Genomic DNA, 24,159 nt, shown 5'->3' on the forward strand with positions numbered 1-24,159 from the left:
CGTGAGTCGCGACCAAGATCTCAAAGCCAGATCGCGTTCCAGTAAGGATAGTCACCAATCCGCGTCACCAGGCCAGCCCTGAGCGGATTGGCGATTAGATAGCGTGCCGCAGCGCGCAGGTTCTCGTCCGCACGGAGGGCGCGGTCATGGAAACCCTTTGCCCACACGGGAACGCCATCGGACCGATAACGACGCAGTGCCTTGGCCGTGTTGGTCTTCAGACGCTGAACGACAATGGAGATATCGTCCAGATCACCCAGTTCCACCAACCCGTGCCAGTGATCGGGCATCAGTACCCAGGCCAGCAGTCTGGAACGGTACCAGAGCCGACCGTCTTCCGAAGCCCGTGCAACAATGGCCGCATTGCCTGCATCGTCGAACAGCCGTTCGCGGTTGGAGGTGACGAAGGTGATCAGGTAGATCTGGCCGGCCAGTGAGTGCCTGCCTCTGCGCAGTGCACGATGTCCGGCTGGATGGGTGAATCCGGTTGCTTCCATTCCCGTCGCGCCCCCGCCTGTTTGACGGGAATCCGGAATGTCCGCGGAATTTTTCATCGTTGCGGACGGTTTTCGGTCGCGACTTACGTCGCTCCTACATGGGGCTTTTTTTCTGGGTTCCACGCCGAGTAGCCATCCTTGGCTGATGCTCATCCTTGGGCTTTCAGCATCGGGGATCGCAGCCACGGGCGAAATCAGACAACCGCGCGTTCCGATGTCGGAAGTTTCCTTGAGGTCGCGACCTACGTCGCTCCCACAACGACCTATCCGGCGTTCGCAAAAAGCGTTGCGAGATCCGCACCGTCCAGTGCACGCCACTGGCCTGCCGGCAGGTCGTGTAGGGCCAGTCCGCCGATGCGGCTGCGATGCAGGGTTTCGACGTGGTTGCCGACGGCGGCGAACATGCGGCGGACCTGGTGGTAGCGGCCCTCGGTCAGGCTCAGGCGGGCGTGTCGCGGATCGATCACTTCGAGCGCGGCCGGTGCCAGCGGCGTGGTTTCGGATTCAAGCATCAGTTCGCCGCTGGCGAACAGGGCCGCCTCGTCGCCGCGCAGGTCGTGGGCCAGCGTGGCCTCGTAGACTTTCGGGAGGTTCGATTTCGGCGAGATGATCCGGTGCAGCAGGGCGCCATCGTCGGTCATCAGCAACAGGCCGGACGTGTCGCGATCCAGCCGCCCCACCGAGGACAGCACCGGCGAACGCAGGCGGAAGCGCGGCGGCAGCAGGTCGTAAATCAGGCGACCGGCGTCCTTGGTCGAACAGGTGTAGCCCACTGGCTTGTGCAGCATCAGTGCCAGGCCCGGCGGGGGATCCAGTGGTTCGCCATCGACGCGGATGTTGTCATGGTCGACCGGATCGTCGGCATACAGCACCTCGCCCGCGCCATCGGTGACGCGGCCTTCGCGGAACATCAGCGCGACCTGCTTGCGGCTGCCGTAGCCGAGATTGGCGATGTGCTTGACGATCTTCATGCGCGGCCCGCCTTCACCGCCTCGATCACCTTGAAGCCTCCCCGTTCGGCGACCGTGCGAACCTGCGCGAAGCCGCTGCCCAGCGCCGACTCGTACGGCAGGTGGCGATTGGCGACCAGCCACAACCGCCCACGCGGCTTCAGCGCGCCTGCCGCCACTTCGATGAAACGCCGGCCGATGTCGGGACGGTCGCCCCGACCCTGCGCATGGAAGGGCGGATTCATGACGATGAAGTCGTACTGTCCGGACACGCCCGCGGTCACATCGTGCCAATGGAACGACAACGCGGCGGAAGCGTCCCGCAGATTCTCGCGGGCCAGCGCCAACGCGCGCGCTTCTGCCTCGTACAGATCCAGGGCGGTGACACCCGGACAGCGCCTCTGCACCTCCGACGAAAGATAGCCGTAACCCGCGCCCAGATCCGCGCCGTGTCCGGCAAGGTCCGTCGGCAGGTGTTCCACAAGCAGCGCGGAGGCGGCATCGATGCGGTCCCAGGCGAACACGCCGGGGCGACTGACGAATCGTCCTCCCAGGATCGGACGCGGCGCGTCCAGCCGCAGCCATTCGGCCACCAATGCTTCATCGCGCGCGGGCGCATGCGTCCAGAACACCCGGCAGTGATACTTGCTGAGCATGCCGGACAGCGGTGCGATGCGCTTGAGATCACCCTCGCCCGCCTTGGCGCCTTCATCGTTCGGCATGCTCGCCACGATCACGCCGCTGGGCGCGGCCAGCGAAAACGCCTTCGCGAACAGCGCTCGCGCCTCCTCGCGCTGGCGCGGCGGCAACACCAGCACCAAGGCATAGCCTCCCACGGGCGCGCGGGACGATGTTTCCTCGACCACCTCCAGCCCCGCACGCATCAAACCGTCGGCGGCGGGCTTGAAACCCTGTTCGCAGACAAGCGCGTCCAGCGGAAATTGCCGCAGGGCCCAGCCGTCGCGCGCGCGCAGGAACAATACAGGCCCTTCCGGCCAGCGGAGATCGCCCTGCTGGAAGGGCAACAGCAGCGCGTCGAGCGCGGGATCGGAATGGGCGTGGGACACGTAGGCGTCATCAAGTCGAAACGAACGCGGCGATTCTACCCGCGCCCAAGGTCATCGCCGGCCTGCCCGCGGGCGTGGTCGATCACGCCGACGGTCGACCGGAAGAAAATCGAAGTTAAAAAAGTGTTGCATCTTCAAAACAACCGGCGTATCGTGCGCGGCCTTCGCCCTCGTGGCTGTTTTTTCATCGAACCGATTTCCATGACCCGCCTTCCCGCCAACACGAACCTGTTTGCCCTGTGGCCCTGCCACGGCGCGGACGCGTGCGTCCTGTTGCGTGGCGTCGAAGGCGCGCGGTACCTGGATCACTAATCACGGCTGACTCCCTGGGAGATCGGCCACCCCGATCTCCCGAGGCACGCGAACGCCCTCGGGTCGCAAGTCCCGGGGGCGTTTTGTTTTTGGCGTTCGCGGAGGATGCGCATGCATCGAGCAGGTTTCGTTCCATTCGACAGGGAAACCCCTGGTTTCCGCCCTGGAGCATCCGGGTAGCGCGCTTGCGCGCCCGAGGCAGGGGCGCGGCTGCAACCGGCGCATGTGCGCTGCGTGGTGATGCTCCGACGCGAGCGGCGTTCGGATGGAACAACGAAATGGGCGCCATGCGCCCGCACGGATTGCCGGTTGGCGACAGCCGGCAATGCGGAACATCTTCGAACACGTCTCAGCGGTACGGGTTTGTGTCCCGTCCGGTGCGCGCGGCGCTGCCGTGGCGTATGCCGAAACGTGGGAACGGGTGTTCCACTTGACGATGGCCGAGGGGTCAGGCACCGGCGGAAACGCCGACTACACCGGTTCGATTCCGGGACGTCACCACTGGATAGCTCAGTATGGTTAGAGCATCGGTTTGATACCGAGAGTCGCGGGTTCGATTCCCGCTCCAACACATGACCTGTCACGTCATGACATCGGGACGCAAGTCCCTTCCAGGAAACGCCCGGTGCGGCGTGCCGAACCATGCAAGGGAATGCGTGGAGACGCACGACGCAGCGGGGCTGGTGCCGGAACCGAGCCCTGGCGGCGGACGTTCCCCATCGATGGCTGACGGCAGGATGCCGGCCGCGCATCGGTGACGGAATCTCCGCCGGCAGCGCCGGACTCCCGCTCCGGTCGCGTCCACGGGCGTTTCCGCCTTTTTCAGATGGCGCCGCATCGCACGGCGTCGTCAACACTTCGGCACGGCAACCGTTCCCCCGTGCGGAAACAGCCATCCGGGAACGGACCACCAGAGCCAACAACCACATAAGGAGACATGTGCCATGTTCTGGACCAAGAAGGTCGTGATCGGTGACGGCGAGCGCGGCCTGGTGTATCGCAACCGTCAGCTCGAGCGTGTGCTCGAGCCGGGCGTCCACAAGTTCTTCGACCCACGCGGCGAGTTGGGCATCACCGTGCACGCCATCGCGCGGCCGGAGTACGCCGGCAACGATGCCGACGTGCTGATCGCGCGCATGGACATGCTGGCGCCGTACTTCACCCTGGCCGACATCGGCGAGCAGGAAGTCGGCCTGGTGTCGAAGAACGGCAAGCTGGAAGACGTCATCCTGCCGGGCGGCCGCAAGCTGTACTGGAAGGGCCTGGTGCGGGTGGACGTGCGCAAAGTCGCGCTGGACGGCCTGCCGGAAGTCGATGCCGCCGTGGCCCGTCGTCTGCGCCAGCTCGGCGCATTGTCGAAGGTGGCCGTGGTCGCCGACGTGCCGGCCGAGTTCACCGGCCTGGTGTTCATCGACGGCAAGCTGTCGAAGACGCTGGCGCCGGGCGCCTACGCCTTCTGGAATTTCCAGAAGAACGTGGTCGTGGACATCGTCGACTTGCGCGTGCAGGCGGTCGAGGTCTCGGGCCAGGAACTGCTGACCCGCGACAAGGTGTCCCTGCGCGTGAACCTGGCCGCGAGCACCCGCGTCGTCGACGTGGTGGCCGCGCGCACCAAGGTGGCGAAGATCGGCGATCACGTCTACCGCGAACTGCAGTACGGCCTGCGCAAGGCGGTTTCCGCCAAGACGCTGGACGAACTGCTGGGCGACAAGGCGTCGCTGGACGCCGACATCTTCGCCCACGTGCGCGGCCAGATGGCCGGGCTTGGCATCGAGGTGCTCGGCGTGGGCGTCAAGGACGTGATCCTGCCGGGCGAGATGAAGGACATCCTCAACAGCGTGGTCCAGGCCGAGAAGTCGGCCCAGGCCAACGTGATCCGCCGCCGCGAGGAGGCGAACGCGACCCGTTCGCTGCTCAACACGGCCAAGCTGATCGAGGACAGCCCGGTGTTGATGCGCCTCAAGGAACTCGAGGCGTTGGAGAAGATCACGGAGAAGATCGACAAGCTGACCGTGTTCGGCGGCCTGGATGGCGTCATGAAGCAGCTGGTCAGTTTGAAGCAGTAGCAGCACGGCCCCCTCCCCTCGCAAGCGGGGAGGGTGCTCTCACCATTCGACTCCTTCTCCAAGTATGGGAAAAGAAGGGCAACGCCGGCTCCCTCCCCCGCTTGCGGGGGAGGGTTGGGGTGGGGGAAAGCCGGAGCAGGTGATGTCGGTTGAGCGGGGCGAGCATCGAGCGTTGTGATGCCTGCTCAATGGATGCTTACTGTCTTCGTTCGCCCCCATCCCAACCTTCCCCCGCACGCGGGGGAAGGGGCTTTCACCTTGCAGCTCCTTTTCCGCGCACGGGTAAGGAGCCGCAAACACAAGCTCCCTTCCCCGTTCACGGGGGAGGGCCGGGGTGGGGGCATACCGGAGTCAGTGATCTCCCGGTTCGCCAGGCAAGCATCGAACGTTGCCAGACCTGACAAGCCGGAGCGCACGCCGCTTCGCTTGCCCCCATCCCAACCTTCCCCCGCACGCGGGGGAAGGGGCTTTTTCACAGCATCGCTCCTTTTCCGTATACGGAGAGAAGGGCCAGTCCCTTCCCCTTCACGGGTAAGGGCGTTTCATTCTTCAAGGAAGAGATCATGAACACTTCAAACTTCGAATTACTGCATGCCGAGGGCAGCGCCACGCCGATCAAGGGCTGGGTGCGCGGCGTGCCGCTGGAAGCCGAGGCGCATGCGCAATTGCGCAACATCGCATCCATCCCGTTCGTCGGGCCCTGGGTGGCGGTGATGCCGGACGTGCACCTGGGCAAGGGCGCGACCGTGGGTTCGGTCATCCCGACCCGCGGGGCAATCATCCCGACGGCGGTCGGCGTGGACATCGGCTGCGGCATGGCCGCGGTGCGGACCACGCTGCGCGCCAGCGATCTGCCCGACAGCCTGGCGCAGTTGCGCAATTCCATCGAGCGCAGCGTGCCGGTTGGCAACGGGCGTGGCGGCGAACACCATCGCCTGCCGGACAGCATCGCCAGCCGTGTGGTGGAATCAGGCCTGGCCCAGCGCCTGGACGTGATCAAGCAGAAGCACCGCAGGATCCGCACCGACAAGCTCGACAACCAATTGGGCACGCTGGGTGGCGGCAACCACTTCATCGAAATCTGCCTCGACGAGGCCGGTGCGGTGTGGGTGATGCTGCACAGCGGCTCGCGTGGCACCGGCAACCTCATCGGCACCTACTTCATCGAACGTGCCCGTGAGGCGCTGGCGCACCGCGTACTCGGCTTCCATCTGCCGGACAAGGATCTGGCCTTCTTCATGCAAGGCGAGCCGCTGTTCGACGACTACGTGGAAGCGGTGTCGTGGGCGCAGGACTACGCGCGCCACAACCGCGAGGCGATGATGGCGCGGGTGCTGGCGGAAATGCGTCACCGCCTGCCGAAGTTCCAGTTGGAGAAGCTGGCGGTGAACTGCCACCACAACTACGTGCAGAAGGAAACACACGGCGGACAGGAACTGCTGGTGACCCGAAAGGGCGCCGTCAGCGCGCGTGAAGGCGAGCTGGGCATCATCCCGGGCAGCATGGGCACGCGCAGCTACATCGTGCGTGGCAAAGGCAACACGGACAGTTTCCACAGCTGCAGCCATGGTGCCGGTCGTGTCATGAGCCGTACCGCCGCGCGTCAGCGGATCACGCTGGCGCAACACCGCGAGGCGACCGCGCACGTCGAGTGCCGTAAGGACGATGGCGTCATCGACGAATCGCCGGCCGCCTACAAGTCCATCGACGCGGTGATGGCCGCGCAGACCGATCTGGTCGAGGTGGTCCACACCTTGCGCCAGGTGGTCTGCATCAAGGGGTGAGCCGCGGCTCGCCCCTTTTTTTTCGGCTGTCAGGCCGGGTCTTCGCGGGCTCTTCGCATTCTCGGAACATTGGCTTGATCGGCGCCGAACGTTCCGCCTGCCATGCTCGGCATTCCCCCCAGCACAGCGAGGTGAAGGCCATGCGAGCCATGTTCGTCGGCGGTGTCATCGACAACAAGGAAATGGACCTGGACGAGGGGCGTCCGCCGGTCCACTACCCGGAAAACACCGGCGCGGGCCAGCCGCGCTACCGGCTGCAGTACGTTGGCGAGCGCGACGACGGCAGCATCGGTTTCGCGGTCTATGGCGCGCCGGACCTGGCCGATGAGGAGATCGCCCGGATCATCGAGGAACGCGCCTATGCGCGCCGGTTCGACGCGCAGCCGATCAAGCCGCCGGAACTCTCGGGCGTAGATCACGACGGCGGCACCGTCCACTAGCGCCGCGCAGCCGCATCAGTTCTGCAGTTCGCGCAGGGTGACCGAGGGCGGCGCGTCGAGCACGCGCCGCGTGGCGAACATGCCGGCCGCCAACGCGGCCAGCAGGCCGATGCCGCCCCCCACCGCGGCCAGTTGCCAGTTGGTGCGCCAGGGCAGTTCGAACACCTGGCTGGCGATGACGCCGGCCAGCACCGAGGCCGCGATGGCCGCGACCAGCCCCGACAGCAGGCCGATGGCGGCGAATTCGGATGCCTGCGCCAGCCTCAGCTGGCGGCGGCTGCCACCGAGCACCCGCATCACCCCACCTTCCAGCAGGCGCTCGTCCTGGCTGGCGCTGATCGCCGCCAGCAGTACCAGCACGCCCGCGGCCAACGAGAACCAGAACACCACCTGCACCACCGTCGAGACCTGGTCGGCGGTGCTGCGGACCTGCTTGAGCACCGCATCGACATCGATCACCGACAGGTTCGGGAATGCCGTGACCAGATCGCGGGTGAAGCGCGTCTGCGCCGGCGGCACGCTGACCGCGGTGATGTAGCTGGCCGAGTAGCCATCCAGCGAACGCGGCGACGCGAGCACGAAGAAATTGGGCCGGAAGCTCTCCCAGTCCACGCTGCGCAGGCTGGTGATGCGCCCTTCGAAGCTTTGACCGGCGATGTCGAAGGTGACCCTGTCGCCAATCTTCCAGCCCAGCGATTCGGCGAAGTCCTCCTCCACCGACAGTTCGGGCGAAGCCGGCACGCCGGTCCAGAACTTGCCGGCCGTCACCACGTTGTCGTCGCGCAAGCGATCGGCCACCGACAGGTTGAACTCGCGGTCGGCACGCCGGCGGGTGCGCTCATCGGCTTCGGCATAGTCGTCGCCGCTCGCGGGTTTGCCGTTGAGCTCAATCAGCCTGCCCCGGATCATCGGGTACAGCGTGGTCTCACCCAGTCCCTGCGCGCGCAGGAAATCCCGCACCGGCGCGACCTGATCCTGCTGCACGTTGATGATGAAACGGTTGGGCGCATCCGCCGCCAGCGCCATCTGCCAGCGATCCAGCAGGTCAGTGCGCACGAAGGTCAGCAGCAGCAGCGCCATCAGGCCCAGGCCAAGCGCGGAGATCTGGGCGATGCTGGTACCCGCGCGCCGGCTGACGTTGGCCAGGCCGTACCGCAGGCTGCCGCGCAGGCGTCCGCGTACCCGCCGCACGATCAGGATCAGCGCCCACGCCAACACCGCGAGAACCGCCAGCGTGGCAAGGATGCCGATCAGCATCGCGGTGCCCAGCGTGGCCGAACCGGCCTTCCACCACAGCAGCGCGCCCAGTCCGATGAAACCGGCCAGCGCCACCAGCCACGCGCTGGGTTCGGTCGGATCCAGATCCCGGCGCAGCACCCGCAGCGCCGGCACCCGACGCAGCGCCAGCACCGGCGGCGCGCCAAAGGCCAGCAGCACGATCAGCCCGACGCCGTAGCCCTGCCAGGCCGGCAGCAGGCCCGCCGGCGGTATCGATATCTCCAGCGTGCGCTCCAGCCAACCGCCGATCGCCCATTGCAGGCCGAAAGCGATCGCCACGCCGACTGTGCAGGCAATCAGTCCCAGCAGCAGCAATTCGCCCACGTGCACGCCGACCAGCGTGCGCTGGCTGGCACCGAGGCAGCGCATCACCGCGGTGCCGGACAGATGGCGCTCGCTGTGGCGGCGCGCGGCCATCGCCACCGCGACCGCGGCCAGCACCACCGACACCAGCGCGGCCAGGCCGAGGAAACGGCCGGCGCGGTCCAGCGCGGAACGGATTTCAGGTCGCGCGTCCTGGATGGTTTCCAGCCGTTGCCCGCGCGCCAGCTGCGTGCGCGCGGCGGCGGTGAAGCGTTCGACGCCGCCGGCATCGCCCGCGACCACCAGCCGGTAACGGAGACGGCTGCCTTCCTGCACCAGTCCGGTCGCCGGAACGTCGGCGATGTTGAGGAACACCCGTGGCGCGACGTTGAAATAATCGAGCGCGGCGTCCGGTTCCTGCACCACGCGGGCGGCCAGCCGCAGCTGGATGTTGCCGATGCCGATGAGATCGCCTTCGCGGGCACCGAGCGTGTCTGCTCCCGCCTGGGTCATCCACAAGGTGCCGGGCGCGGGGATGCCGCGCGCATCGTGCTCGCCCTGCGCGTCGATGATGCGGAAACTGCCGCGCAGCGGGAAGCCTTCGCCAAGCGCGCGCAGCTCGCCCAGCTTCAGGTCCTCGCCGGCACGGATCATGCTCTGGAATTCCAGAGTCTCGGTCTGCCGCAGGCCCGCGCCACTCGCGGCGCTGCGCAGTTCCTCGCTGATCGGCGCGTCACCGCGCACCACCGCGTCGCCACCCAGCAACCGGTTGGCCTCGATGGCCAACGCGCGTTCGGCGCGATCGGTGACGAAGCCCACCGCGGTCACCGCCACCACCGCCAGCACCAGCGCGGCGAACAGGATGCGGATATCGCCCGCGACCAGATCCCGGCGCAGTTGGCGCCAGGCCATCTTCAGCGTTCTCATGCGGCGCTGTCCGCGATCAAGCGACCGCTGTCCAGCCGCAGGTGGCGGCCACAGCGCGCGGCGAGATGTTCGTCATGGGTGACCAGCACCAACGTGGTGCCGGCTTCCGCATTCAGTGCGAACAGCAGTTCGATGATCGCCTGCCCGGTGTGGGTATCGAGGTTGCCGGTGGGTTCGTCGGCGAACAGCAGCGATGGCCGGGTGACGAACGCGCGCGCCAGCGCCACGCGCTGCTGCTCGCCACCGGAGAGCTGGCGCGGGTAGTGGCCCAGGCGCTGGCCCAACCCCACCTTCTCCAGAATCTGTCGCGCCGACGCCTCGACGTCGGCATCGCCGCGCAGTTCCAGTGGCAGCATCACGTTTTCCAGCGCGGTCAGCGAAGGCAGCAACTGGAAACTCTGGAACACGAAGCCGACCTTCTCGCCGCGCACCCGCGCGCGACCGTCCTCGTCCAGCGACGACAGCGGTTCGCCTTCCAGCGTCACCGTGCCGCCCGAGGGCGTATCCAGGCCCGCCAGCAGCGACAGCAGCGTGCTCTTGCCCGACCCCGAAGCGCCGACGATCGCGACCGTGGCACCGCGCGGAACGCGGAAACCCACGTCCTCGAGGATGGTCAGATCGCCGCCTGGCAATCCCACGCGCTTGCCCAGGCCGCTTACCTGAAGCGCGTCTGTCACGGGAGTACGGGGTGCGGTGGAATCGGCCATGATCATCTCTATGCTGATGCCCCTCCATCATTGGGAGCACGGATTAAATGTTCTTTAAGAACATCCGGTATGGGGCCGCCCGGACCCGCCTGCAATGTGCCATGAGTACCACCCTGCTGCTATTGGCGTCGCTGCTGGCGCTGCCGCTGGCCGCGCAGGCGCCGACCGCCGCCGCGCCACGCACCGTCCTGGTGATGGGCGATTCGCTTTCCGCCGCCTATGGCCTGTCCGCCGCGCAGGGCTGGGTCGCGCTCACCGCCGAACAGGTCAAGCGCACCCGGCCGGGCTGGCGGGTGGTCAACGCCAGCATCAGCGGCGAAACCACCGCCGGTGGCGCCTCGCGCATCGCCGCCGAACTGCAGCGCCATCACCCGGCCATCGTGGTGATCGAACTGGGTGCCAATGACGGCCTGCGCGGCCTGTCGCTGGCGCAGACCCGCGCCAACCTGGACAGGATGATCCAGGCGGCGCGCAAATCCGGCGCGCGGGTGATGCTGATCGGGATGCGCATCCCGCCCAACTACGGCCCCGACTACACGCGCGGTTTCGAAGCCAACTTCAAGGCGCTGGCGGACCAGTACAAGCTGCCGCTGCTGCCGTTCCTGCTGGAACCCGTCGCCCGCGACCGCGCCAACTTCCAGGCCGACAACCTGCATCCGGTGGCGGCGGCGCAGCCGAAGATCCGCGACCACGTCTGGACGGTGCTGGCCCCCCTGCTGAAGTGACGGTCCCGGGGCCGGCCGGCGGGGCGGGGTAGGTTTTTTCCTACAGCACGTAGCGGAATCCGCTGAATGTGCAACGCCTCGCCTCCGGGCAGGCTATGCAACCGCGCAGGACGCGCGTCTGCTGGTTTCCGGAGGTTCCAATGCCCCGTCTTCTGTTCACCATCGCCGCCGCCAACGACGGCTGGCAGCTCTATGAGGGCGAGCATGGCCGTTCCCGGTTCCAGACCCTGAACGACGCCCGCGACAGCGCCCGGCTGCTGGCCGCGACCTTGTACGAGCATCACGGCATCCCGACCGCGGTGGTGATGGACATGGCCGGCCGCGAGGCCGTGGTCGTGTCCCGCCACGGCTGAGTCCGCCTGCCGGGTGCGGGAAGCGGACCCTCTCCCGCGTCCCGCGCCCGGCAGGCGCTTGCCATCCCGCTTCAACCGGCGATGCCGGACAGCTGCCGCAGCGCCTGTTCAAACACTTCCACCGGCTGGCCACCCTGGATCAGGTGGCGGTCGTTGAAGACCACCGAGGGCACGGCGTTGATGCCGTGTTCCTGGTAGAGCCGCTCGCGCGCCCGCACCGCCTCGGCGTACTCGTCCGAGGCCAGGATGGCCCGCGCACGCGCGCCGTCCAGGCCGACAGATTCGGCCAGCGGCACCAGCACGTCCGGCGAGGACACATCCTGGCCTTCGCTGAAATACGCGCGCAGCAGCGCGTGCTTGAGCGCGCGCTGCTTGTCCGGATGCTCCTGCTCGGCCCAGTGCAGCAGGCGGTGGGCGTCGAAGGTGTTGACGATGCGGCGGCGGCGATCCATGTCGAAGGTGAAGCCCAGCGAGGCGCCGCGCTGGCGAATGGCCTCGCTGTTGCTGCGCGCCTGCTCGGCGCTCATGCCGTACTTGCGGGTCAGGTGCTCGACGACGTCTTCGCCGCCGGCCTGCATCTGCGGATTGAGCTCGAACGGCTGGAAGTGCAGTTCCACCTGCAGATCACCGCCCACCCGGGCGATGGCCTGTTCCAGCGACTGCAACCCGATCGCGCACCACGGACACACCACGTCGGAAACGAAATCGATCTTGACCGGCTGGCTCATGCGAATCTCTCCTGGCAAACGACGGTCGCTGGCGCGGGGTTGCGCCAGCGGCAATGGGACGAATGGACCGGATCAGACCGGGGTCGGATTGCGGTACTTGAAGCCGGCCTGGTGCCAGTACGGATATGGCTTGGTCACGGCGCTGGCCGCGTCCAGGCGCGCGACCTGCTCGGCGCTCAGGTTCCAGCCGACCGCGCCCAGGTTCTGCTTCAGCTGATCCTCGTTGCGCGCCCCCACCACGATGGTGGAAACGGTCGGGCGTTGCAGCAGCCAGTTCAGGGCGATCTGCGGCAAGGTCTTGCCGGTCTCGGCGGCGATTTCGTCCAGCGCGTCGATCACCCGGAACAGGTGCTCCTGATCCACCGGCGGACCGGAATCGATGCTGGTCTGCGATTGCAGGCGACTGGTTTCCGGCAGCGGCTGCCCGCGACGGATCTTGCCGGTCAGGCGGCCCCAACCCAGCGGACTCCAGACCACCGCGCCCACGCCCTGGTCGGCGGCCAGCGGCATCAGTTCCCATTCGTAGTCGCGTCCGACCAGCGAGTAGTACGCCTGGTGGGCGACATAGCGCGACCAGCCGTAGCGATCGGCCACCGCCAGCGATTTCATCAGATGCCAGCCGGAGAAGTTGGACACGCCGAGATAGCGGATCTTGCCGGCCCGCACCAGATCGTCGAGCGTGGACAGCACTTCCTCGACCGGCGTGCGCGCATCGAAACCGTGCAACTGGAACAGGTCGATGTAGTCGGTGCCCAGTCGCTTGAGCGCGGCATCGATGGCATTGATCAGGTGGTAGCGGGATGACCCGACGCTGTTCTCGCCTTCGTCGAAACGGAAGGTCGCCTTGGTGGAGAGGATCAGCGAATCGCGCGGCCGGCCCTTGATGGCTTCGCCGAGAATCGATTCGGCCGCGCCCTTGGAATAGACGTCGGCGCTGTCGAACATGTTCAGTCCGGCGTCCAGGCAGACGTCGATCAGCCGGCGCGCCTCGGCGACATCGGTCTGGCCCCACGAACTGAACAGTGCGCCCTGGCCCCCGAAGGTGCCGGTGCCGAAACTGAGGACGGGCACGCGGAAGCCGGATGCGCCCAGGTAGCGATATTCCATGGCGGAAAACTCATGCGGGGGAGGGCCCGCCATTTCACTCCTCCGCGCCGGAGCGGGCAAGCCGCGGGATGGAAAGCTTTGTTGCCTTCCATCCCGCGGAACCGGAGCAGGTGCCCGTCAGTAGGCGCTGGCGGTCGGGCGCACGATCACTTCGCTGACGTCCACATCATCGGGTTGCTCGACGGCATAGGCGATCGCCCGCGCGATGGCCTCGGCCGGAATCGCGATCTTGCGGAACTCGTCCATGCCGGCCTTGGACGCCGGATCGGTGATGGTGTCGGCCAGTTCGCTGGTCGTCACGCCCGGGGAAATCACCGTGACCCGCAGATCCTGGTGTTCCTGGCGCAGGCCTTCGGAGATCGCCAGCACCGCGTACTTGGTGGCGCAATAGACCGCTGCGGTCGGATACACCGCATGGCCACCGATGGACGACACGTTGACGAACTGGCCGCCGCCCTGCGCTTTCATGACCGGCAGGCCGGCGGCGATGCCGTGCAGCACACCACGGATGTTGACGTCGATCATGCGATTCCATTCATCGACCTTCAGCGCTTCCAGCGGCGACAGCGGCATCACGCCGGCGTTGTTGATGATCACGTCCACCCGGCCGAATTCGGCGCGGGCATGCTCGACGAACGCGCGCGTGTCTTCCAGATCGGTGACGTCCAGCTTGCGGTAAACGGCCTGGCCGCCCGCGCGGGTGATGCCGGCGACCAATTGCTCCAGGCGTTCGGTGCGGCGCGCGCCGAGGACCACGCGGGCGCCACGGCGCGCCAGTTCACGCGCGGTGGCCTCGCCGATGCCGCTGCTGGCACCGGTGATGGCGATGACTTTTCCTTCGATTCCGGACATGGGGGATGGCCTTCTCGCGATGGCCGGCGCGGGATGCGCCGGCGGGAGGCGCAGTCTGGTGCCGCCACCGCTTTCGCCGATATCCGGTTCCTCCGTCATTCTTGCCTGATCCTGCCGCGGGCCCCGCCGGGCCGTATCGGCCCTCCCGGACCGGGCGTAGACTCCATCGCCATGGAAACCTCCCCCGTTTCTGCAAACCCCGCTTCGCCTTCCGGCCTGCCGCCGGCGTCCAGTGCCGACGCCCGGATCGAGGAAGGGCGCGCCGCCCTGGCCGCGGCGATTGAACGATTCGCCAGCGAAGACGGCATCCATGCCACCGCCATCGACAACCTGCGCTTTTCCCGGCTCAGCGCGCCCAGCGCGCCGATGGGCGGACTGCAGGAACCCGCGCTGTGCCTGATCGCGCAGGGCAGCAAGCGGACTCTGCTGGGCGAAGAGGTCTACCACTACGACGCCTCCCGCTACCTGCTGGCCTCGGTGGATCTGCCGATCACCGGACAGGTCATCCAGGCCACGCCCGAGCAGCCCTACCTGTGCTTCGTGCTGAAGCTTCCGCCCGCCGACATCGCCGCGCTGGTGACCCAGGCCGAGGAAGTGTCCGCGCCGCTACCGCCGCCTTCGCGCGGCATCGCGGTCAGCCAGTGCGATCCGGAACTGCTGGACGCCGCGCTGCGGCTGGTGCGATTGCTGGAAACCCCGCGCGACATTCCGCTGCTGGCGCCGCTGATCCAGCGCGAGATTCACTACCGCCTGCTGCGCAGCGAACAGGGCGGCATGTTGCGCCATATCGGCGTGGCCGAAAGCCAGGGCCATCGGGTGGCGCGGGCGATCGGCTGGCTGCGCCAGAATTTCCATCAGCCGCTGCGCATCGATCACATCGCCCGGCAGGTGCACATGAGCCCCTCGGCGCTGCACCACCACTTCAAGGCGGTGACCGCGATGAGTCCGCTGCAGTACCAGAAGCAGTTGCGATTGCAGGAAGCCCGCCGCCTGCTGCTCACCGAGGTGGTGGACGCGGCGACCGCGGGGCATCGGGTCGGTTACGAAAGTCCGTCGCAGTTCAGCCGGGAGTACAGCCGCATGTTCGGCGCCCCGCCCCTGCGCGACGTGGAGCGGCTGCGCACGAGTTGAAGACCGGTGTGGATCGGCTGCCGTTCAAAGACATGAACTTCGGGTGACGGGCGCGCCGGAAAAGCCCGCCGACGCGTTGCCGCCCCCGAGGGGCCGGCGCAGAATCTGAGTCCCCTGATACTTTCGGAGACCGGTCATGAAACGCGTATCCCTCCTGTCCGCCCTGGTGCTGGGACTGGCGCTGAGTGGACCGCTGCTGGCCAAGTCCAGGACGGTCACCGACCCCAATACCCCGCGCGAACTGCCGACCGCCAACGCCGTCAGCGTCGAGTGGACCGACCCCGGCCAGTTCACCGACATCCGCTACAGCGGCAACCGCTGGGAAGCGGTGCAGGGCAACTGGGTGGTGGATCTGGCCACCTACCTGCAGAAGCAGGCCGGCAAGCGCCTGGCGCCGGGCCAGCAGATGCACATCACCATCACCGACATCCGCCGCGCCGGCAGCTACGAGCCGGGCCGCGGGTTCAACATGGATCGCATCCGCATCATCAAGGACATCTATCCGCCGCGGGTGACGTTGAACTTCGAATTGAAGGACGCCAATGGCCAGGTGCTGGCCCAGGGCGAGCGCAAGCTGGTCGACAGCGCCTTCATGATGAGCGGCGGCAACGTGATGGACACGGACCCGCTGCGCTACGAGAAGCGCATGCTCGACGACTGGCTGTATCGCGAGTTCCGTCGCGACGACGCCTGAATCGCGCGTTGTCCCGGAGGCACCGGATGAAAGGGAAAGGCGGCCCATGGCCGCCTTTCTTCGTTTCCGCGCCTGCGGCGGCTTCATTCCTGCGGGCGTTCGGCGTCGCCCGCCCGCACTTGTGGTCCGCCCGGCCGCCACCATATAGGACTGCGGACGAACCCCGGAGCCTTCCATGAGCGCCTTCGATCTCACGCCTCCCACCGATGCCCAGCGCCGGCAACTCACCGACGGCCTCAGCGACGATGAACGCCGGGTCCTGCTCCAGCATGGCACCGAAGCACCGTTCTGCGGCGTGTTCCTGGACAACAAGCGCGAAGGCACCTACACCTGCCGCTTCTGCGGGCTGCCGTTGTTCCGTTCCAGCGCGAAGTTCGATTCCGGCACCGGCTGGCCGAGTTTCTTCGCGCCGTTCGACGAGCAGCATGTCGGCCGGATCCGCGACAACAGCTACGGCATGGTACGCACCGAAATCGTCTGTACCCGTTGCGGCAGCCACCTCGGCCACGTCTTCCCGGACGGCCCGCCACCGACCCACGAGCGCCATTGCCTGAATTCGGTGTCGCTGGACTTCACCGGCGACGGTGAACCGTTGCCGGACCGGTTGCAGCGCGGCGCGCCGGAAGGCCAGCCGCTGTCCTGACCGCGCCACGGCGCTGTCACAAAACCGGCACACGGCGCATGTAACCTGCCGGTCACGAAACTGTCGTCTGCCGTGAAGGCGGCATCGCCATGCTGGTCCGTTCCGACGCCGACGTCCTGTTTGACGGGTTCCCCGGCCTGCTGTGGGCCGTGCGCTTCGATGCCGAGGGGCGCGCCACGCCGATGGAGGCCGGTGACCCGATGGAACCGGGCGAACACCATGGCTGGCGCTGGCTGCATTTCAACCAGAGCGACGCCCGCAGCGCGCAGTCCATCGCCCGGCTGGCGCTGTCCGAGGATGCCCGCGAAGCGCTGCTGTCCCACGATACCCACGTGATCCTGCAACGCCAGGAGGACGGCGCCTATGGCGTGTTCGTCGATTGGGAACACCAGCGTGCCGGCGGGACCGCGCCGCGCGCGCCCGGCCATCACGACGGCCTGGGCTGGCTGCATTTCGCCATCGGTGGTGGTGACGGCCTGCTGGTCACCGCCCGCCGGCAGCCGTTGCGATCGGTCGAGACGGTCCGGCGGCAACTTTGCGCGGGTGAACGCTGCAGCCATCCGGCCCGCGTGCTGGAAGCCATCGCCGAGCATTTCGCCGACTCGGTGGAACGCGCCACCGATGATCTTTCCGACTCGCTGGATCGCATCGAGGACCGCGTGCTGGCCGACGCCATCGGCGACGAACGGCGCGACCTGGCCTCGCTGCGGCACCAGAGCGTGCGCCTGCACCGGCCGCTGACCGCCATGCGCCGGGTACTCAAGCAGTTCGAGCAACGGCACGCCCCGGACGAGGACGAGGACGAACTGTTGCCGGTGGCGTCGCGGCTCGGCCAGCGCTTCGACGATCTGGACGGCGACGTGTCGACCCTGCAGGAGCGCGCCCGCCTGCTCCAGGACGAGGTCGCCGCCAAGCTCGCCGAGCGCACCAACACGCACCTCTACGTGTTGTCGATGATCACCGCGCTGCTGCTGCCGCCCAGCCTGGTCGTGGGCGTGTTCGGCATGAACCTGCATGGCCTGCCTTTCGCCGATCACCGGGCGGGCGCCTCCGCCGCGCTGGTGCTGGGGCTGCTGTCCAGCCTGGCGGTCTACCTGATCCTGCGCCGCCTGGGCGTCTCGCGCTCGACCTGAGCCGCCCGTCCGCGGCCTCCCCGCGGCCACTCAAGAAACCCGGATCGGGGCCGACATTCCTTCGTACCCCACGCCGCGCCCCGTCCATGTTGATCATCGTAGGAATCCTGGTCGTCATCGCCAGCGTGCTCGGCGGCTTCGTCGCCTCGCACGGCAAGCTCGCCGCCCTGTGGCAGCCGTTCGAACTGGTGATCATCGGCGGCGCGGCGCTGGGCGCGTTCCTGATGAGCAATCCGCCGAAGGTGGTGAAGGCCACCTTCGCCAGCATTCCCGCGGTGTTCAAGGGGGTCAAGTACAAGTCGTCCGATTACCTGGACGTGCTGACCCTGATGTACGAACTGCTGAACAAGGCGCGCCGCGAAGGCTTCATCTCGCTGGAATCGCACGTCGACAATCCGGGCTCCAGCGATCTGTTCAACAAGTATCCCAAGGTGCTGGCCGATCACCACCTGATGGACTTCATCACCGACTGCCTGCGCCTGATGGTCGGCAGCAACATCGAGCCGCACGAGCTGGAACCGCTGCTGGAACTGGAACTGGAGAAGCACCATCACGAGATGATGGCGCCGGCCCATGCGCTGGCGAAGGTCGCCGACGCATTGCCGGGTTTCGGCATCGTCGCCGCGGTGCTGGGCATCGTCATCACCATGGGTTCGATCGGCGGCGACATCGCCGAGGTGGGCGCGCACGTGGCCGGCGCCCTGGTCGGCACCTTTCTGGGCATCCTGCTGGCCTATGGCTTCGTCGGCCCGCTGGCCGCGGCGCTGGAAGCGCGCGCCGAGCAGGACAGCCGCATCTACGAAAGCGTGAAGACCGCCCTGCTGGCCTGCCTGCGCGGCTACAACCCCAAGGTGGCACTGGAGTTCGCGCGCAAGACGCTGCCGTCGGCGGTGCGTCCGCAGTTCGCCGAATTCGAGACCCATCTCAAGGGCGCCAAGTAGGCACGCGCCATGGCCGAGAAATCCACGGTCATTGTGGTTCGCCGGGTCCGCAAGATTCAGGGCGGCGGCCATCACGGCGGCTCCTGGAAGGTCGCCTACGCCGACTTCGTCACCGCGATGATGGCGTTCTTCCTGGTCATGTGGCTGGTCGGCGCGACCACCAACAAGGACCGCGCGGCGATCTCCGAGTACTTCCGCAACCCGAGCCCGCTCAGCGGCAAGAGCTTCTCGCCCGCGCCCGGTCCCAACGGGCCCGGCGGCGCCAGTACCTCGATGATCAAGCTGGGCGGCACGATGGACATCCCGCGCGGCAGTGGCGACGACCCCTTCAGCAAACCGGATCCGGACGGCCGCACGCCGGCCTCGCGCGAAGCCAGCGCGCAGGACCAGGCACGCGAACATGCGCAGGATCAGCAGCGGCTGGAAGCGTTGATGCAAGCGCTGGAGGAGGCGATCAGCCGCAGCCAGGCGCTGGAGCCGTTCAAGGATCAGTTGCTGATCGATCTGACCCCCGAGGGCTTGCGCATCCAGATCGTCGATCAGCAGAACCGGCCCATGTTCGATCTGGGCAGTTCCTCGCTCAAGCCGTACACGACCGACATCCTCCACGAGCTGGCCGGCTTCATCAATCGCGTACCCAACCACATCAGCCTGACCGGCCACACCGATGTCACCGCGTATGCCCGGGCCGGCTATACCAACTGGGAGCTGAGCGCCGACCGCGCCAACGCGGCGCGGCGGGCGCTGGTCGAAGCCGGCATGCAGGAGGACAAGGTGACCCGCGTGGTCGGCTTGTCGTCCTCCGTGCTGTTCGACAAGCAGGATCCGCAGAACCCGATCAACCGTCGCATCAGCATCGTCATCATGACCCGCGCGGCCGAGGCCGAAGCGCTGGACGGCAGCGGCATGGCACTGGGCAAGGTACTGGCCGACGCGGACACCCAGGTGCCGGCCTTGCCGGCCGCACCCGCCCTGCCCGCGCGCGGCGGGCATCCCTGACGGGCTTCGCCGTACCCGCGCGGGAGGCTATCCTTGCGCGATGACACTGCGCACCGTTTCCGCCACCCGCTACGTGACGCCCCTGCGCGAAGGCGGCTCGATGCCGGCCATCGTCGAGGCGGACGACGACGGCATGTATGTCCTCAAGTTCCGCGGCGCCGGCCAGGGGCCGCGCGCGCTGGTGGCGGAACTGATTTCCGGCGAAATCGCCCGCGCACTGCAATTGCCGGTGCCGGAAATCGTGCTGGTCGAACTGGACGCGGAGCTGGCGCGCACCGAGGGCGATCCGGAGATCCAGGATCTGATCAAGGCCAGTGCCGGGCTCAACCTGGCGCTGGACTACCTGCCGGGCTCGGCCAATTTCGATCCCGTGGCCGAGCAGCCGGACCCGGCGCTGGCGTCGGACATCGTCTGGTTCGATGCCTTCATCAGCAACGTGGATCGCACCGTGCGCAATCCCAACCTGCTGATCTGGCATCGCCGGCTGACCCTCATCGATCACGGCGCCTCACTCTATTTCCATCACGGCTGGGACGGTGATACCAGTGGCGCCGGTCGGCCGTTCCCGCTGATCCGGGATCATGTCCTGCTGCCCTGGGTCAGCGATCTGGAAGCCGCCGACGCGCGGCTCAGCGCGCGGCTGTCGCCAGAACGGCTGGCCGACATCGTCGCACTGGTACCGGACACGTGGCTGCAGGGTGGCGACGCCTTCGGTCCGCCCGACCAGCAGCGTGCTGCCTATACCCACTATCTGCAGCAGCGCCTGGCACTGCCGCATGCGTTCGCGCAGGAGGCCCAGCGTGCGCGCGACTGACAGCTACGACTACGCCGTCATCCGGGTGGTGCCGCGTGTGGAGCGCGAGGAGTTCATCAACGTCGGCGTGATCGTGTCCTGCGAGAAGACCGGCTTCCTGCAGGCGCGCATCGAGCTGGACGAAGCCCGCGTGCTGGCCCTGGATCCGCGCATCGATCTGGATTCCCTGCAACGCCACCTGGCCGCGATTCCGCGCATCTGCGAAGGCGGCGCCCAGGCCGGCCCCATCGGCCTGCTGCCCAAGCGCGCGCGATTCCACTGGTTGACCGCCAAACGCAGTGCCATCATCCAGACCTCGCCGGTGCACATGGGCAAGTGCGGCGACATGGAGGCGGTCATGGAACACCTGCTTGACCGCATGGTACGGATCAAGTGAGTCATCCGGAGCCGTTGCGATGATCCCTCCGGCAGCCGATCAATGAGCGTATACGTGGATGATGCGGTGCACCTCTGGCGCGGCCAGCGCTGGGCGCACCTGATGGCGGACACGCTGGAGGAACTGCATGCGATGGCGCAACGGCTGGGCATCCCGCGTCGCGCGTTCCAGAACAAGACCAGCGGCGCCCACTACGACGTGACCGCGGAATTGCGCGAGGACGCCATCCGGCTCGGCGCGATCGCCATCTCGCGGCACGTGGACCGAACGCTGGTCAAGGCGGTGATCGCGCGCGCCAGGGAACAGGGCCGCGGCGGCGACTGAGACGCGCTGGCGTCGCCTCAACGGCCGGCGGGCGAATCCGTCGCCCGCGGTGCCAGCCGCTCCAGCGCCGAAGTCACCTCTCCGGCGATCTGATCCTGCATCGCCAGCTTGTCCTCGTGCGGGCGATCGTAGGTATCCGACCACACCACGAACCCGTCGTCGGCACGCAGCAGGCGCACGGATACACGCAGGGTTCGCTCCGACTTGCGCACGCTGCCGTCCAGCAAATAGGACACCCCGAGTGAACGCGCGATCTCGGGGACCGGCACCTGCTTGTCCTTGAACTGGAACGACGCGGTCGGCGCCGACACTTTCAATCCGGGCACCTTGCTCAGGCGGACGATCAGTTCCTCGGTCATGCCGTCGGCGAACGGTTCCTCGTTCATCGCATCGGTCAAATCCAGGAATGGCAGCACGGCCAGTGTCTGCAAGCGCGTCGGTGCGAGCACGGACAGTGATGCGATCGACGGCGTCTCCGTATTGACGGGTCGGGTCAGCTGGTAAGCCGCCACGGCGGACGCCGCCAGCAGCATGACCACCAGCCACAAGCCGATGCGCACGGGAACGCGGGACGGCCGATGTTCGCGGCCTTCCCGTCCCTCGTCGATGGTGATCCGGTCAGATCCGGATGGCGAACCGTCCACGCCGGGTGATTCCGCGACCGGACCGAGCGGCGTGGTCGCGGAAACGTCGGCGATCAGGCGGTAGCCCAGCCGCGGCACCGTGGCGATGTAGCGCGGCTGACGCGGGTCGTCGCCCAGCTGGCGGCGCAGCGAGGTGATGGCCTGATACACCGAATCCTGGCTGACGATGACGTCGGGCCAGCCCCGGGCCAGCAGTGCGTCAATGCTCACCACCTCGCCCGGCCGTTCCGCCAGGCGCAGCAGCAGCGCCAGCGCGCGCGGTTCCAACTGGATGCGCCCGCCATCACGCGTGGCCACGCCGGAAATCGTATCCAGTTGCCAGTCGCCCAGGCGCAACGTGGTTCGCGCGATCGTGTGCAAGTGTTCTTCCATCCGTTTCAGAACTTTTCAGCGCGTTTCAGGCCCGCCTTCAGGACTTCGGGCCGGCGGGACCGGCATCGTACCGCGCACCGGTCGCTGCCAGACAGGGCCGGCTGCTTCCAATCCAACCCGGGAAACCCGCATGCCCTTCGCGTCGAGATCCTTTGCTCTTCCCCTGGCCTGCCTGCTGCTTGCGCTGGCATCGCCGGTCCCCGTCCAGGCACAGCCTCCCATGCGCGACGACGACCATCACTGGGTCGCCAGTTGGAGTGCGGCGCCGGTGGGGGCGGGAGAGGCGTTGCCGCCCGTGACGATACGCCAGGTGGTTCGCACCAGCCTGGGCGGAGCGGCGGTCCGCGTGCGCTTGTCCAACCTGTTCGGCAGCCAGCCACTCACGATCGGTCCGGTCCGGCTGGCCCGGCATGCGGACGGTGTCGCCATCCAAGCCGACAGCGATGGATCGGTGACATTCGCCGGCCTGCCGCAGGTGACGCTCCCGCCGGGAGGTTCGGTCCTGAGTGACGCGGTGGATCTGCCGGTGACGGCGTTGGAGATGCTCGCCATCAGTCTTTACCTGCCTCAGGGCGCAGCCGCACCCACCGTCCACCAGGTCGGCAACCAGACGGTGTACCTGGCGCGGGGCGATCTCACCTCGCGGTCGCGGTTCGAACCGGAAGGCGAACCCGACGATACCCGCTACCTGCTGACCGATCTGGAAGTCGCCGCGCCAGCGGGCGCGCGCGCCTTCGTCGTGCTGGGCGACTCGATCACCGATGGCGTGGGCTCCAGCGAAAACGCCAATGCCCGCTGGCCCGATCGGCTCGCGCAACGGTTGCAACGTGATCCGGCGCTGGCGTCCATCGCCGTGGTGAACGCCGGCATCGCCGGCAATCGCATTCTCAACGACGGCGTGGCGCCCTATCGCGGGCCGAGTTCGCTGTCGCGCCTGCAACGCGATGTGCTGGACAAGCCGGGCGTGCGCTGGATGCTGCTGTTGCAGGGTGGCAACGACATCTCCGCCTCGGACCGGCTCGAAGCGCCGGATCAGAAGGTCAGCGCCACGCAGATCATCGAGGGCATGCAACAGATCATCGCCCGCGCCCGTGCGCGCGATATCAAAGTCTGGGGCGCGACCCTGCTGCCGCGCGGCGGCACCACCTTCCCCGCACCGCCCAGCGCGGAGGCGATCGCCAAGCGCGAAGCCGTCAATGCCTGGATCCGCGAATCGGGCGCGTTCGACCTTGTGGTGGATTTCGATCGAGTAATGCGCGATCCCGCGCAGCCTGATCGCCTGCTGCCCGCCTACGACAGCGGCGACCACCTGCATCCCAACGATGCCGGCTACCAGGCGATGGCGGACGCCATTGACCTCGTGCGCCTGGGGCCCTCCGGAACGGTGGCCCGATGACGGCCAGGAATCACGCGGCCGTGGACGTCAGATTGGCAGGGCGTGGCTGCGCTTCACGACCTGGCTGGGCAGATCCGTCTTGACGTTCTGGATGCCGTTGGCGCGTGTGAGGTGGCGGGTCTGGAAGCGGCGATAGTCGTCCAGGTCCTCCACCACCACCCGCAGCATGGCGTCGCATTCGCCCAGCATGATGTAGCACTCCATCACCTGCGGCAGCCGCTCCATCGCGGCGATGAAACGGTCGATGGTGTCCGCGTCCTGCGCGGTCAGCCACACCCGCGTGAACAGGGTCTGCGGGTAACCCACCGCGGCGGGATTGACCACCGCCACGTAGCGTTCGATGACGCCGGCCTGCTCCAGCAGCCGTACCCGGCGCAGGCACGGCGAGGGCGAGAGGCCGACAACCTGTGCCAGTTCGGTGTTCTGCATGCGCCCGTCCCCCTGCAGCGCGCGCAGGATGCGGCGATCCAGCTCGTCCAGCTTGAAAGGCATATGTACCTCCATTTTTCGAATCTATTGGCACTAAATGCCAATCTAGCCGAAATTTCTGGAATATTCGCAACCCTGTGGCAAGCCACTGTCCCTAGCATGATCGG

At 67.2% G+C, this 24,159-nt stretch carries 25 protein-coding genes and 1 tRNA gene; 16 read left to right on the plus strand and 10 right to left on the minus strand.

The annotated features are described in order from the left end of the window. Positions 1 to 20 precede the first annotated feature (20 nt). The 3 genes from ACTJI2_RS08010 to ACTJI2_RS08020 all read right to left on the minus strand — a co-directional run bounded on the left by ACTJI2_RS08010 (position 21) and on the right by ACTJI2_RS08020 (position 2,514). A complete protein-coding gene (locus tag ACTJI2_RS08010; protein ID WP_440841681.1) occupies positions 21 to 650 on the minus strand; it encodes an REP-associated tyrosine transposase in 630 nt (209 codons plus the stop codon). A 110-nt stretch (positions 651 to 760) separates the two neighbouring features. Continuing rightward, positions 761 to 1,468: a pseudouridine synthase gene (locus tag ACTJI2_RS08015; protein ID WP_440841682.1), complete on the minus strand. Its 708-nt coding sequence runs from the start codon at positions 1,466 to 1,468 to the stop codon at positions 761 to 763. After that, positions 1,465 to 2,514 (minus strand): class I SAM-dependent methyltransferase, encoded by a 1,050-nt coding sequence (locus ACTJI2_RS08020; protein ID WP_440841683.1) that lies wholly within the window; start codon positions 2,512 to 2,514, stop codon positions 1,465 to 1,467. Before ACTJI2_RS08020 ends, ACTJI2_RS08015 begins: the two co-directional genes overlap by 4 nt. Before the next feature lie 815 nt (positions 2,515 to 3,329). Between ACTJI2_RS08020 and ACTJI2_RS08025 the strand changes: the two genes are divergently transcribed. From ACTJI2_RS08025 to ACTJI2_RS08040, 4 genes are all read left to right on the plus strand, one after another. After that, positions 3,330 to 3,394, plus strand: a tRNA-Ser gene (locus tag ACTJI2_RS08025). 376 nt (positions 3,395 to 3,770) lie between these two features. Beyond that, entirely contained in the window at positions 3,771 to 4,892 is a 1,122-nt protein-coding gene (locus ACTJI2_RS08030; protein ID WP_440841684.1) for a slipin family protein, read from the plus strand. 563 nt (positions 4,893 to 5,455) lie between these two features. After that, positions 5,456 to 6,676, plus strand: coding sequence for an RtcB family protein (locus ACTJI2_RS08035; RefSeq protein WP_440841685.1), 1,221 nt, complete (start codon positions 5,456 to 5,458; stop codon positions 6,674 to 6,676). 140 nt (positions 6,677 to 6,816) lie between these two features. Further along, positions 6,817 to 7,116 carry a hypothetical protein gene (locus ACTJI2_RS08040; protein WP_203321904.1) on the plus strand — a complete coding sequence of 100 codons (300 nt, stop codon included), beginning with the start codon at positions 6,817 to 6,819 and terminating at the stop codon, positions 7,114 to 7,116. Positions 7,117 to 7,131: 15 nt separating this feature from the next. Here ACTJI2_RS08040 and ACTJI2_RS08045 read toward each other — a convergent pair whose 3' ends face one another. Both ACTJI2_RS08045 and ACTJI2_RS08050 read right to left on the minus strand, forming a co-directional pair. Beyond that, the gene (locus ACTJI2_RS08045; RefSeq protein ID WP_440841686.1) at positions 7,132 to 9,624 is read right to left on the minus strand and encodes an ABC transporter permease; all 2,493 of its coding nucleotides are present in this window, start codon (positions 9,622 to 9,624) and stop codon (positions 7,132 to 7,134) included. After that, positions 9,621 to 10,301 carry an ABC transporter ATP-binding protein gene (locus tag ACTJI2_RS08050; RefSeq protein ID WP_440841687.1) on the minus strand — a complete coding sequence of 227 codons (681 nt, stop codon included), beginning with the start codon at positions 10,299 to 10,301 and terminating at the stop codon, positions 9,621 to 9,623. Before ACTJI2_RS08050 ends, ACTJI2_RS08045 begins: the two co-directional genes overlap by 4 nt. A gap of 131 nt (positions 10,302 to 10,432) precedes the next feature. Between ACTJI2_RS08050 and ACTJI2_RS08055 the strand changes: the two genes are divergently transcribed. Continuing rightward, a complete protein-coding gene (locus tag ACTJI2_RS08055) occupies positions 10,433 to 11,056 on the plus strand; it encodes an arylesterase (RefSeq protein WP_440841688.1) in 624 nt (207 codons plus the stop codon). Positions 11,057 to 11,196: 140 nt separating this feature from the next. Continuing rightward, positions 11,197 to 11,409 carry a hypothetical protein gene (locus tag ACTJI2_RS08060; protein ID WP_183640708.1) on the plus strand — a complete coding sequence of 71 codons (213 nt, stop codon included), beginning with the start codon at positions 11,197 to 11,199 and terminating at the stop codon, positions 11,407 to 11,409. Between the two features lie 71 nt (positions 11,410 to 11,480). Here the strand turns inward: ACTJI2_RS08060 and ACTJI2_RS08065 are convergent, their stop codons facing one another. The 3 genes from ACTJI2_RS08065 to ACTJI2_RS08075 all read right to left on the minus strand — a co-directional run bounded on the left by ACTJI2_RS08065 (position 11,481) and on the right by ACTJI2_RS08075 (position 14,096). Next, positions 11,481 to 12,137 carry a DsbA family oxidoreductase gene (locus ACTJI2_RS08065; RefSeq protein WP_440841689.1) on the minus strand — a complete coding sequence of 219 codons (657 nt, stop codon included), beginning with the start codon at positions 12,135 to 12,137 and terminating at the stop codon, positions 11,481 to 11,483. A gap of 72 nt (positions 12,138 to 12,209) precedes the next feature. Further along, positions 12,210 to 13,244: an aldo/keto reductase gene (locus ACTJI2_RS08070; protein WP_192199072.1), complete on the minus strand. Its 1,035-nt coding sequence runs from the start codon at positions 13,242 to 13,244 to the stop codon at positions 12,210 to 12,212. A 117-nt stretch (positions 13,245 to 13,361) separates the two neighbouring features. Beyond that, positions 13,362 to 14,096, minus strand: a complete 735-nt coding sequence (locus ACTJI2_RS08075; RefSeq protein ID WP_440841690.1) for an SDR family oxidoreductase — start codon at positions 14,094 to 14,096, stop codon at positions 13,362 to 13,364. A gap of 171 nt (positions 14,097 to 14,267) precedes the next feature. On the opposite strand from ACTJI2_RS08075, the gene ACTJI2_RS08080 reads away from it, so the two are divergent. From ACTJI2_RS08080 to ACTJI2_RS08120, 9 genes are all read left to right on the plus strand, one after another. Continuing rightward, positions 14,268 to 15,227: an AraC family transcriptional regulator gene (locus tag ACTJI2_RS08080; RefSeq protein ID WP_218533357.1), complete on the plus strand. Its 960-nt coding sequence runs from the start codon at positions 14,268 to 14,270 to the stop codon at positions 15,225 to 15,227. Between the two features lie 136 nt (positions 15,228 to 15,363). After that, positions 15,364 to 15,921, plus strand: coding sequence for a DUF3016 domain-containing protein (locus tag ACTJI2_RS08085; protein ID WP_183640696.1), 558 nt, complete (start codon positions 15,364 to 15,366; stop codon positions 15,919 to 15,921). Between the two features lie 175 nt (positions 15,922 to 16,096). Beyond that, positions 16,097 to 16,564, plus strand: coding sequence for a peptide-methionine (R)-S-oxide reductase MsrB (msrB, locus tag ACTJI2_RS08090; RefSeq protein WP_183640694.1), 468 nt, complete (start codon positions 16,097 to 16,099; stop codon positions 16,562 to 16,564). A gap of 89 nt (positions 16,565 to 16,653) precedes the next feature. After that, positions 16,654 to 17,697, plus strand: a complete 1,044-nt coding sequence (locus ACTJI2_RS08095) for a CorA family divalent cation transporter (RefSeq protein WP_183640692.1) — start codon at positions 16,654 to 16,656, stop codon at positions 17,695 to 17,697. Positions 17,698 to 17,783: 86 nt separating this feature from the next. Beyond that, positions 17,784 to 18,638, plus strand: coding sequence for a flagellar motor stator protein MotA (gene motA / locus ACTJI2_RS08100; protein WP_183640689.1), 855 nt, complete (start codon positions 17,784 to 17,786; stop codon positions 18,636 to 18,638). Positions 18,639 to 18,647: 9 nt separating this feature from the next. Next, complete coding sequence (motB, locus tag ACTJI2_RS08105; protein WP_183640686.1) at positions 18,648 to 19,637, plus strand: flagellar motor protein MotB; 990 nt, start codon at positions 18,648 to 18,650, stop codon at positions 19,635 to 19,637. Between the two features lie 46 nt (positions 19,638 to 19,683). Continuing rightward, positions 19,684 to 20,451: a HipA family kinase gene (locus tag ACTJI2_RS08110; RefSeq protein ID WP_440841873.1), complete on the plus strand. Its 768-nt coding sequence runs from the start codon at positions 19,684 to 19,686 to the stop codon at positions 20,449 to 20,451. Continuing rightward, positions 20,438 to 20,827, plus strand: coding sequence for a DUF3037 domain-containing protein (locus ACTJI2_RS08115; RefSeq protein WP_440841692.1), 390 nt, complete (start codon positions 20,438 to 20,440; stop codon positions 20,825 to 20,827). The genes ACTJI2_RS08110 and ACTJI2_RS08115 overlap by 14 nt, the downstream gene beginning before the upstream one ends. A 42-nt stretch (positions 20,828 to 20,869) precedes the next feature. Further along, positions 20,870 to 21,151 (plus strand): DUF4031 domain-containing protein, encoded by a 282-nt coding sequence (locus ACTJI2_RS08120; RefSeq protein WP_192199067.1) that lies wholly within the window; start codon positions 20,870 to 20,872, stop codon positions 21,149 to 21,151. A gap of 17 nt (positions 21,152 to 21,168) precedes the next feature. Here ACTJI2_RS08120 and ACTJI2_RS08125 read toward each other — a convergent pair whose 3' ends face one another. Then, positions 21,169 to 22,155: a winged helix-turn-helix domain-containing protein gene (locus ACTJI2_RS08125; RefSeq protein ID WP_440841693.1), complete on the minus strand. Its 987-nt coding sequence runs from the start codon at positions 22,153 to 22,155 to the stop codon at positions 21,169 to 21,171. A gap of 232 nt (positions 22,156 to 22,387) precedes the next feature. Here ACTJI2_RS08125 and ACTJI2_RS08130 point away from each other — a divergent pair, with 232 nt between their 5' ends. Continuing rightward, positions 22,388 to 23,563 carry an SGNH/GDSL hydrolase family protein gene (locus ACTJI2_RS08130; protein WP_440841694.1) on the plus strand — a complete coding sequence of 392 codons (1,176 nt, stop codon included), beginning with the start codon at positions 22,388 to 22,390 and terminating at the stop codon, positions 23,561 to 23,563. Positions 23,564 to 23,590: 27 nt separating this feature from the next. On the opposite strand, the gene ACTJI2_RS08135 is transcribed toward ACTJI2_RS08130, so the two are convergent. Next, complete coding sequence (locus ACTJI2_RS08135; RefSeq protein ID WP_440841695.1) at positions 23,591 to 24,055, minus strand: Lrp/AsnC family transcriptional regulator; 465 nt, start codon at positions 24,053 to 24,055, stop codon at positions 23,591 to 23,593. Positions 24,056 to 24,159 lie beyond the last annotated feature (104 nt).

Source organism: Pseudoxanthomonas sp. 22568 (assembly GCF_052044485.1).
Classification (GTDB): Bacteria; Pseudomonadota; Gammaproteobacteria; order Xanthomonadales; family Xanthomonadaceae; genus Pseudoxanthomonas_A; species Pseudoxanthomonas_A beigongshangi.

What these genes read in the sequence shown, in the direction of transcription:
- ACTJI2_RS08080 (WP_218533357.1), top strand. Translation starts at nt 14,268, where the DNA reads ATGGAAACCTCCCCCGTTTCTGCAAACCCCGCTTCGCCTTCCGGCCTG.
- ACTJI2_RS08075 (WP_440841690.1), bottom strand. Translation starts at nt 14,096, where the DNA reads ATGTCCGGAATCGAAGGAAAAGTCATCGCCATCACCGGTGCCAGCAGC.
- ACTJI2_RS08010 (WP_440841681.1), bottom strand. Translation starts at nt 650, where the DNA reads ATGAGCATCAGCCAAGGATGGCTACTCGGCGTGGAACCCAGAAAAAAA.
- ACTJI2_RS08045 (WP_440841686.1), bottom strand. Translation starts at nt 9,624, where the DNA reads ATGAGAACGCTGAAGATGGCCTGGCGCCAACTGCGCCGGGATCTGGTC.
- msrB (WP_183640694.1), top strand. Translation starts at nt 16,097, where the DNA reads ATGAGCGCCTTCGATCTCACGCCTCCCACCGATGCCCAGCGCCGGCAA.
- ACTJI2_RS08095 (WP_183640692.1), top strand. Translation starts at nt 16,654, where the DNA reads ATGCTGGTCCGTTCCGACGCCGACGTCCTGTTTGACGGGTTCCCCGGC.
- ACTJI2_RS08070 (WP_192199072.1), bottom strand. Translation starts at nt 13,244, where the DNA reads ATGGAATATCGCTACCTGGGCGCATCCGGCTTCCGCGTGCCCGTCCTC.
- ACTJI2_RS08030 (WP_440841684.1), top strand. Translation starts at nt 3,771, where the DNA reads ATGTTCTGGACCAAGAAGGTCGTGATCGGTGACGGCGAGCGCGGCCTG.
- ACTJI2_RS08135 (WP_440841695.1), bottom strand. Translation starts at nt 24,055, where the DNA reads ATGCCTTTCAAGCTGGACGAGCTGGATCGCCGCATCCTGCGCGCGCTG.
- ACTJI2_RS08085 (WP_183640696.1), top strand. Translation starts at nt 15,364, where the DNA reads ATGAAACGCGTATCCCTCCTGTCCGCCCTGGTGCTGGGACTGGCGCTG.
- motA (WP_183640689.1), top strand. Translation starts at nt 17,784, where the DNA reads ATGTTGATCATCGTAGGAATCCTGGTCGTCATCGCCAGCGTGCTCGGC.
- ACTJI2_RS08055 (WP_440841688.1), top strand. Translation starts at nt 10,433, where the DNA reads ATGAGTACCACCCTGCTGCTATTGGCGTCGCTGCTGGCGCTGCCGCTG.
- motB (WP_183640686.1), top strand. Translation starts at nt 18,648, where the DNA reads ATGGCCGAGAAATCCACGGTCATTGTGGTTCGCCGGGTCCGCAAGATT.
- ACTJI2_RS08060 (WP_183640708.1), top strand. Translation starts at nt 11,197, where the DNA reads ATGCCCCGTCTTCTGTTCACCATCGCCGCCGCCAACGACGGCTGGCAG.
- ACTJI2_RS08065 (WP_440841689.1), bottom strand. Translation starts at nt 12,137, where the DNA reads ATGAGCCAGCCGGTCAAGATCGATTTCGTTTCCGACGTGGTGTGTCCG.
- ACTJI2_RS08035 (WP_440841685.1), top strand. Translation starts at nt 5,456, where the DNA reads ATGAACACTTCAAACTTCGAATTACTGCATGCCGAGGGCAGCGCCACG.
- ACTJI2_RS08130 (WP_440841694.1), top strand. Translation starts at nt 22,388, where the DNA reads ATGCGCGACGACGACCATCACTGGGTCGCCAGTTGGAGTGCGGCGCCG.
- ACTJI2_RS08015 (WP_440841682.1), bottom strand. Translation starts at nt 1,468, where the DNA reads ATGAAGATCGTCAAGCACATCGCCAATCTCGGCTACGGCAGCCGCAAG.
- ACTJI2_RS08040 (WP_203321904.1), top strand. Translation starts at nt 6,817, where the DNA reads ATGCGAGCCATGTTCGTCGGCGGTGTCATCGACAACAAGGAAATGGAC.
- ACTJI2_RS08120 (WP_192199067.1), top strand. Translation starts at nt 20,870, where the DNA reads ATGAGCGTATACGTGGATGATGCGGTGCACCTCTGGCGCGGCCAGCGC.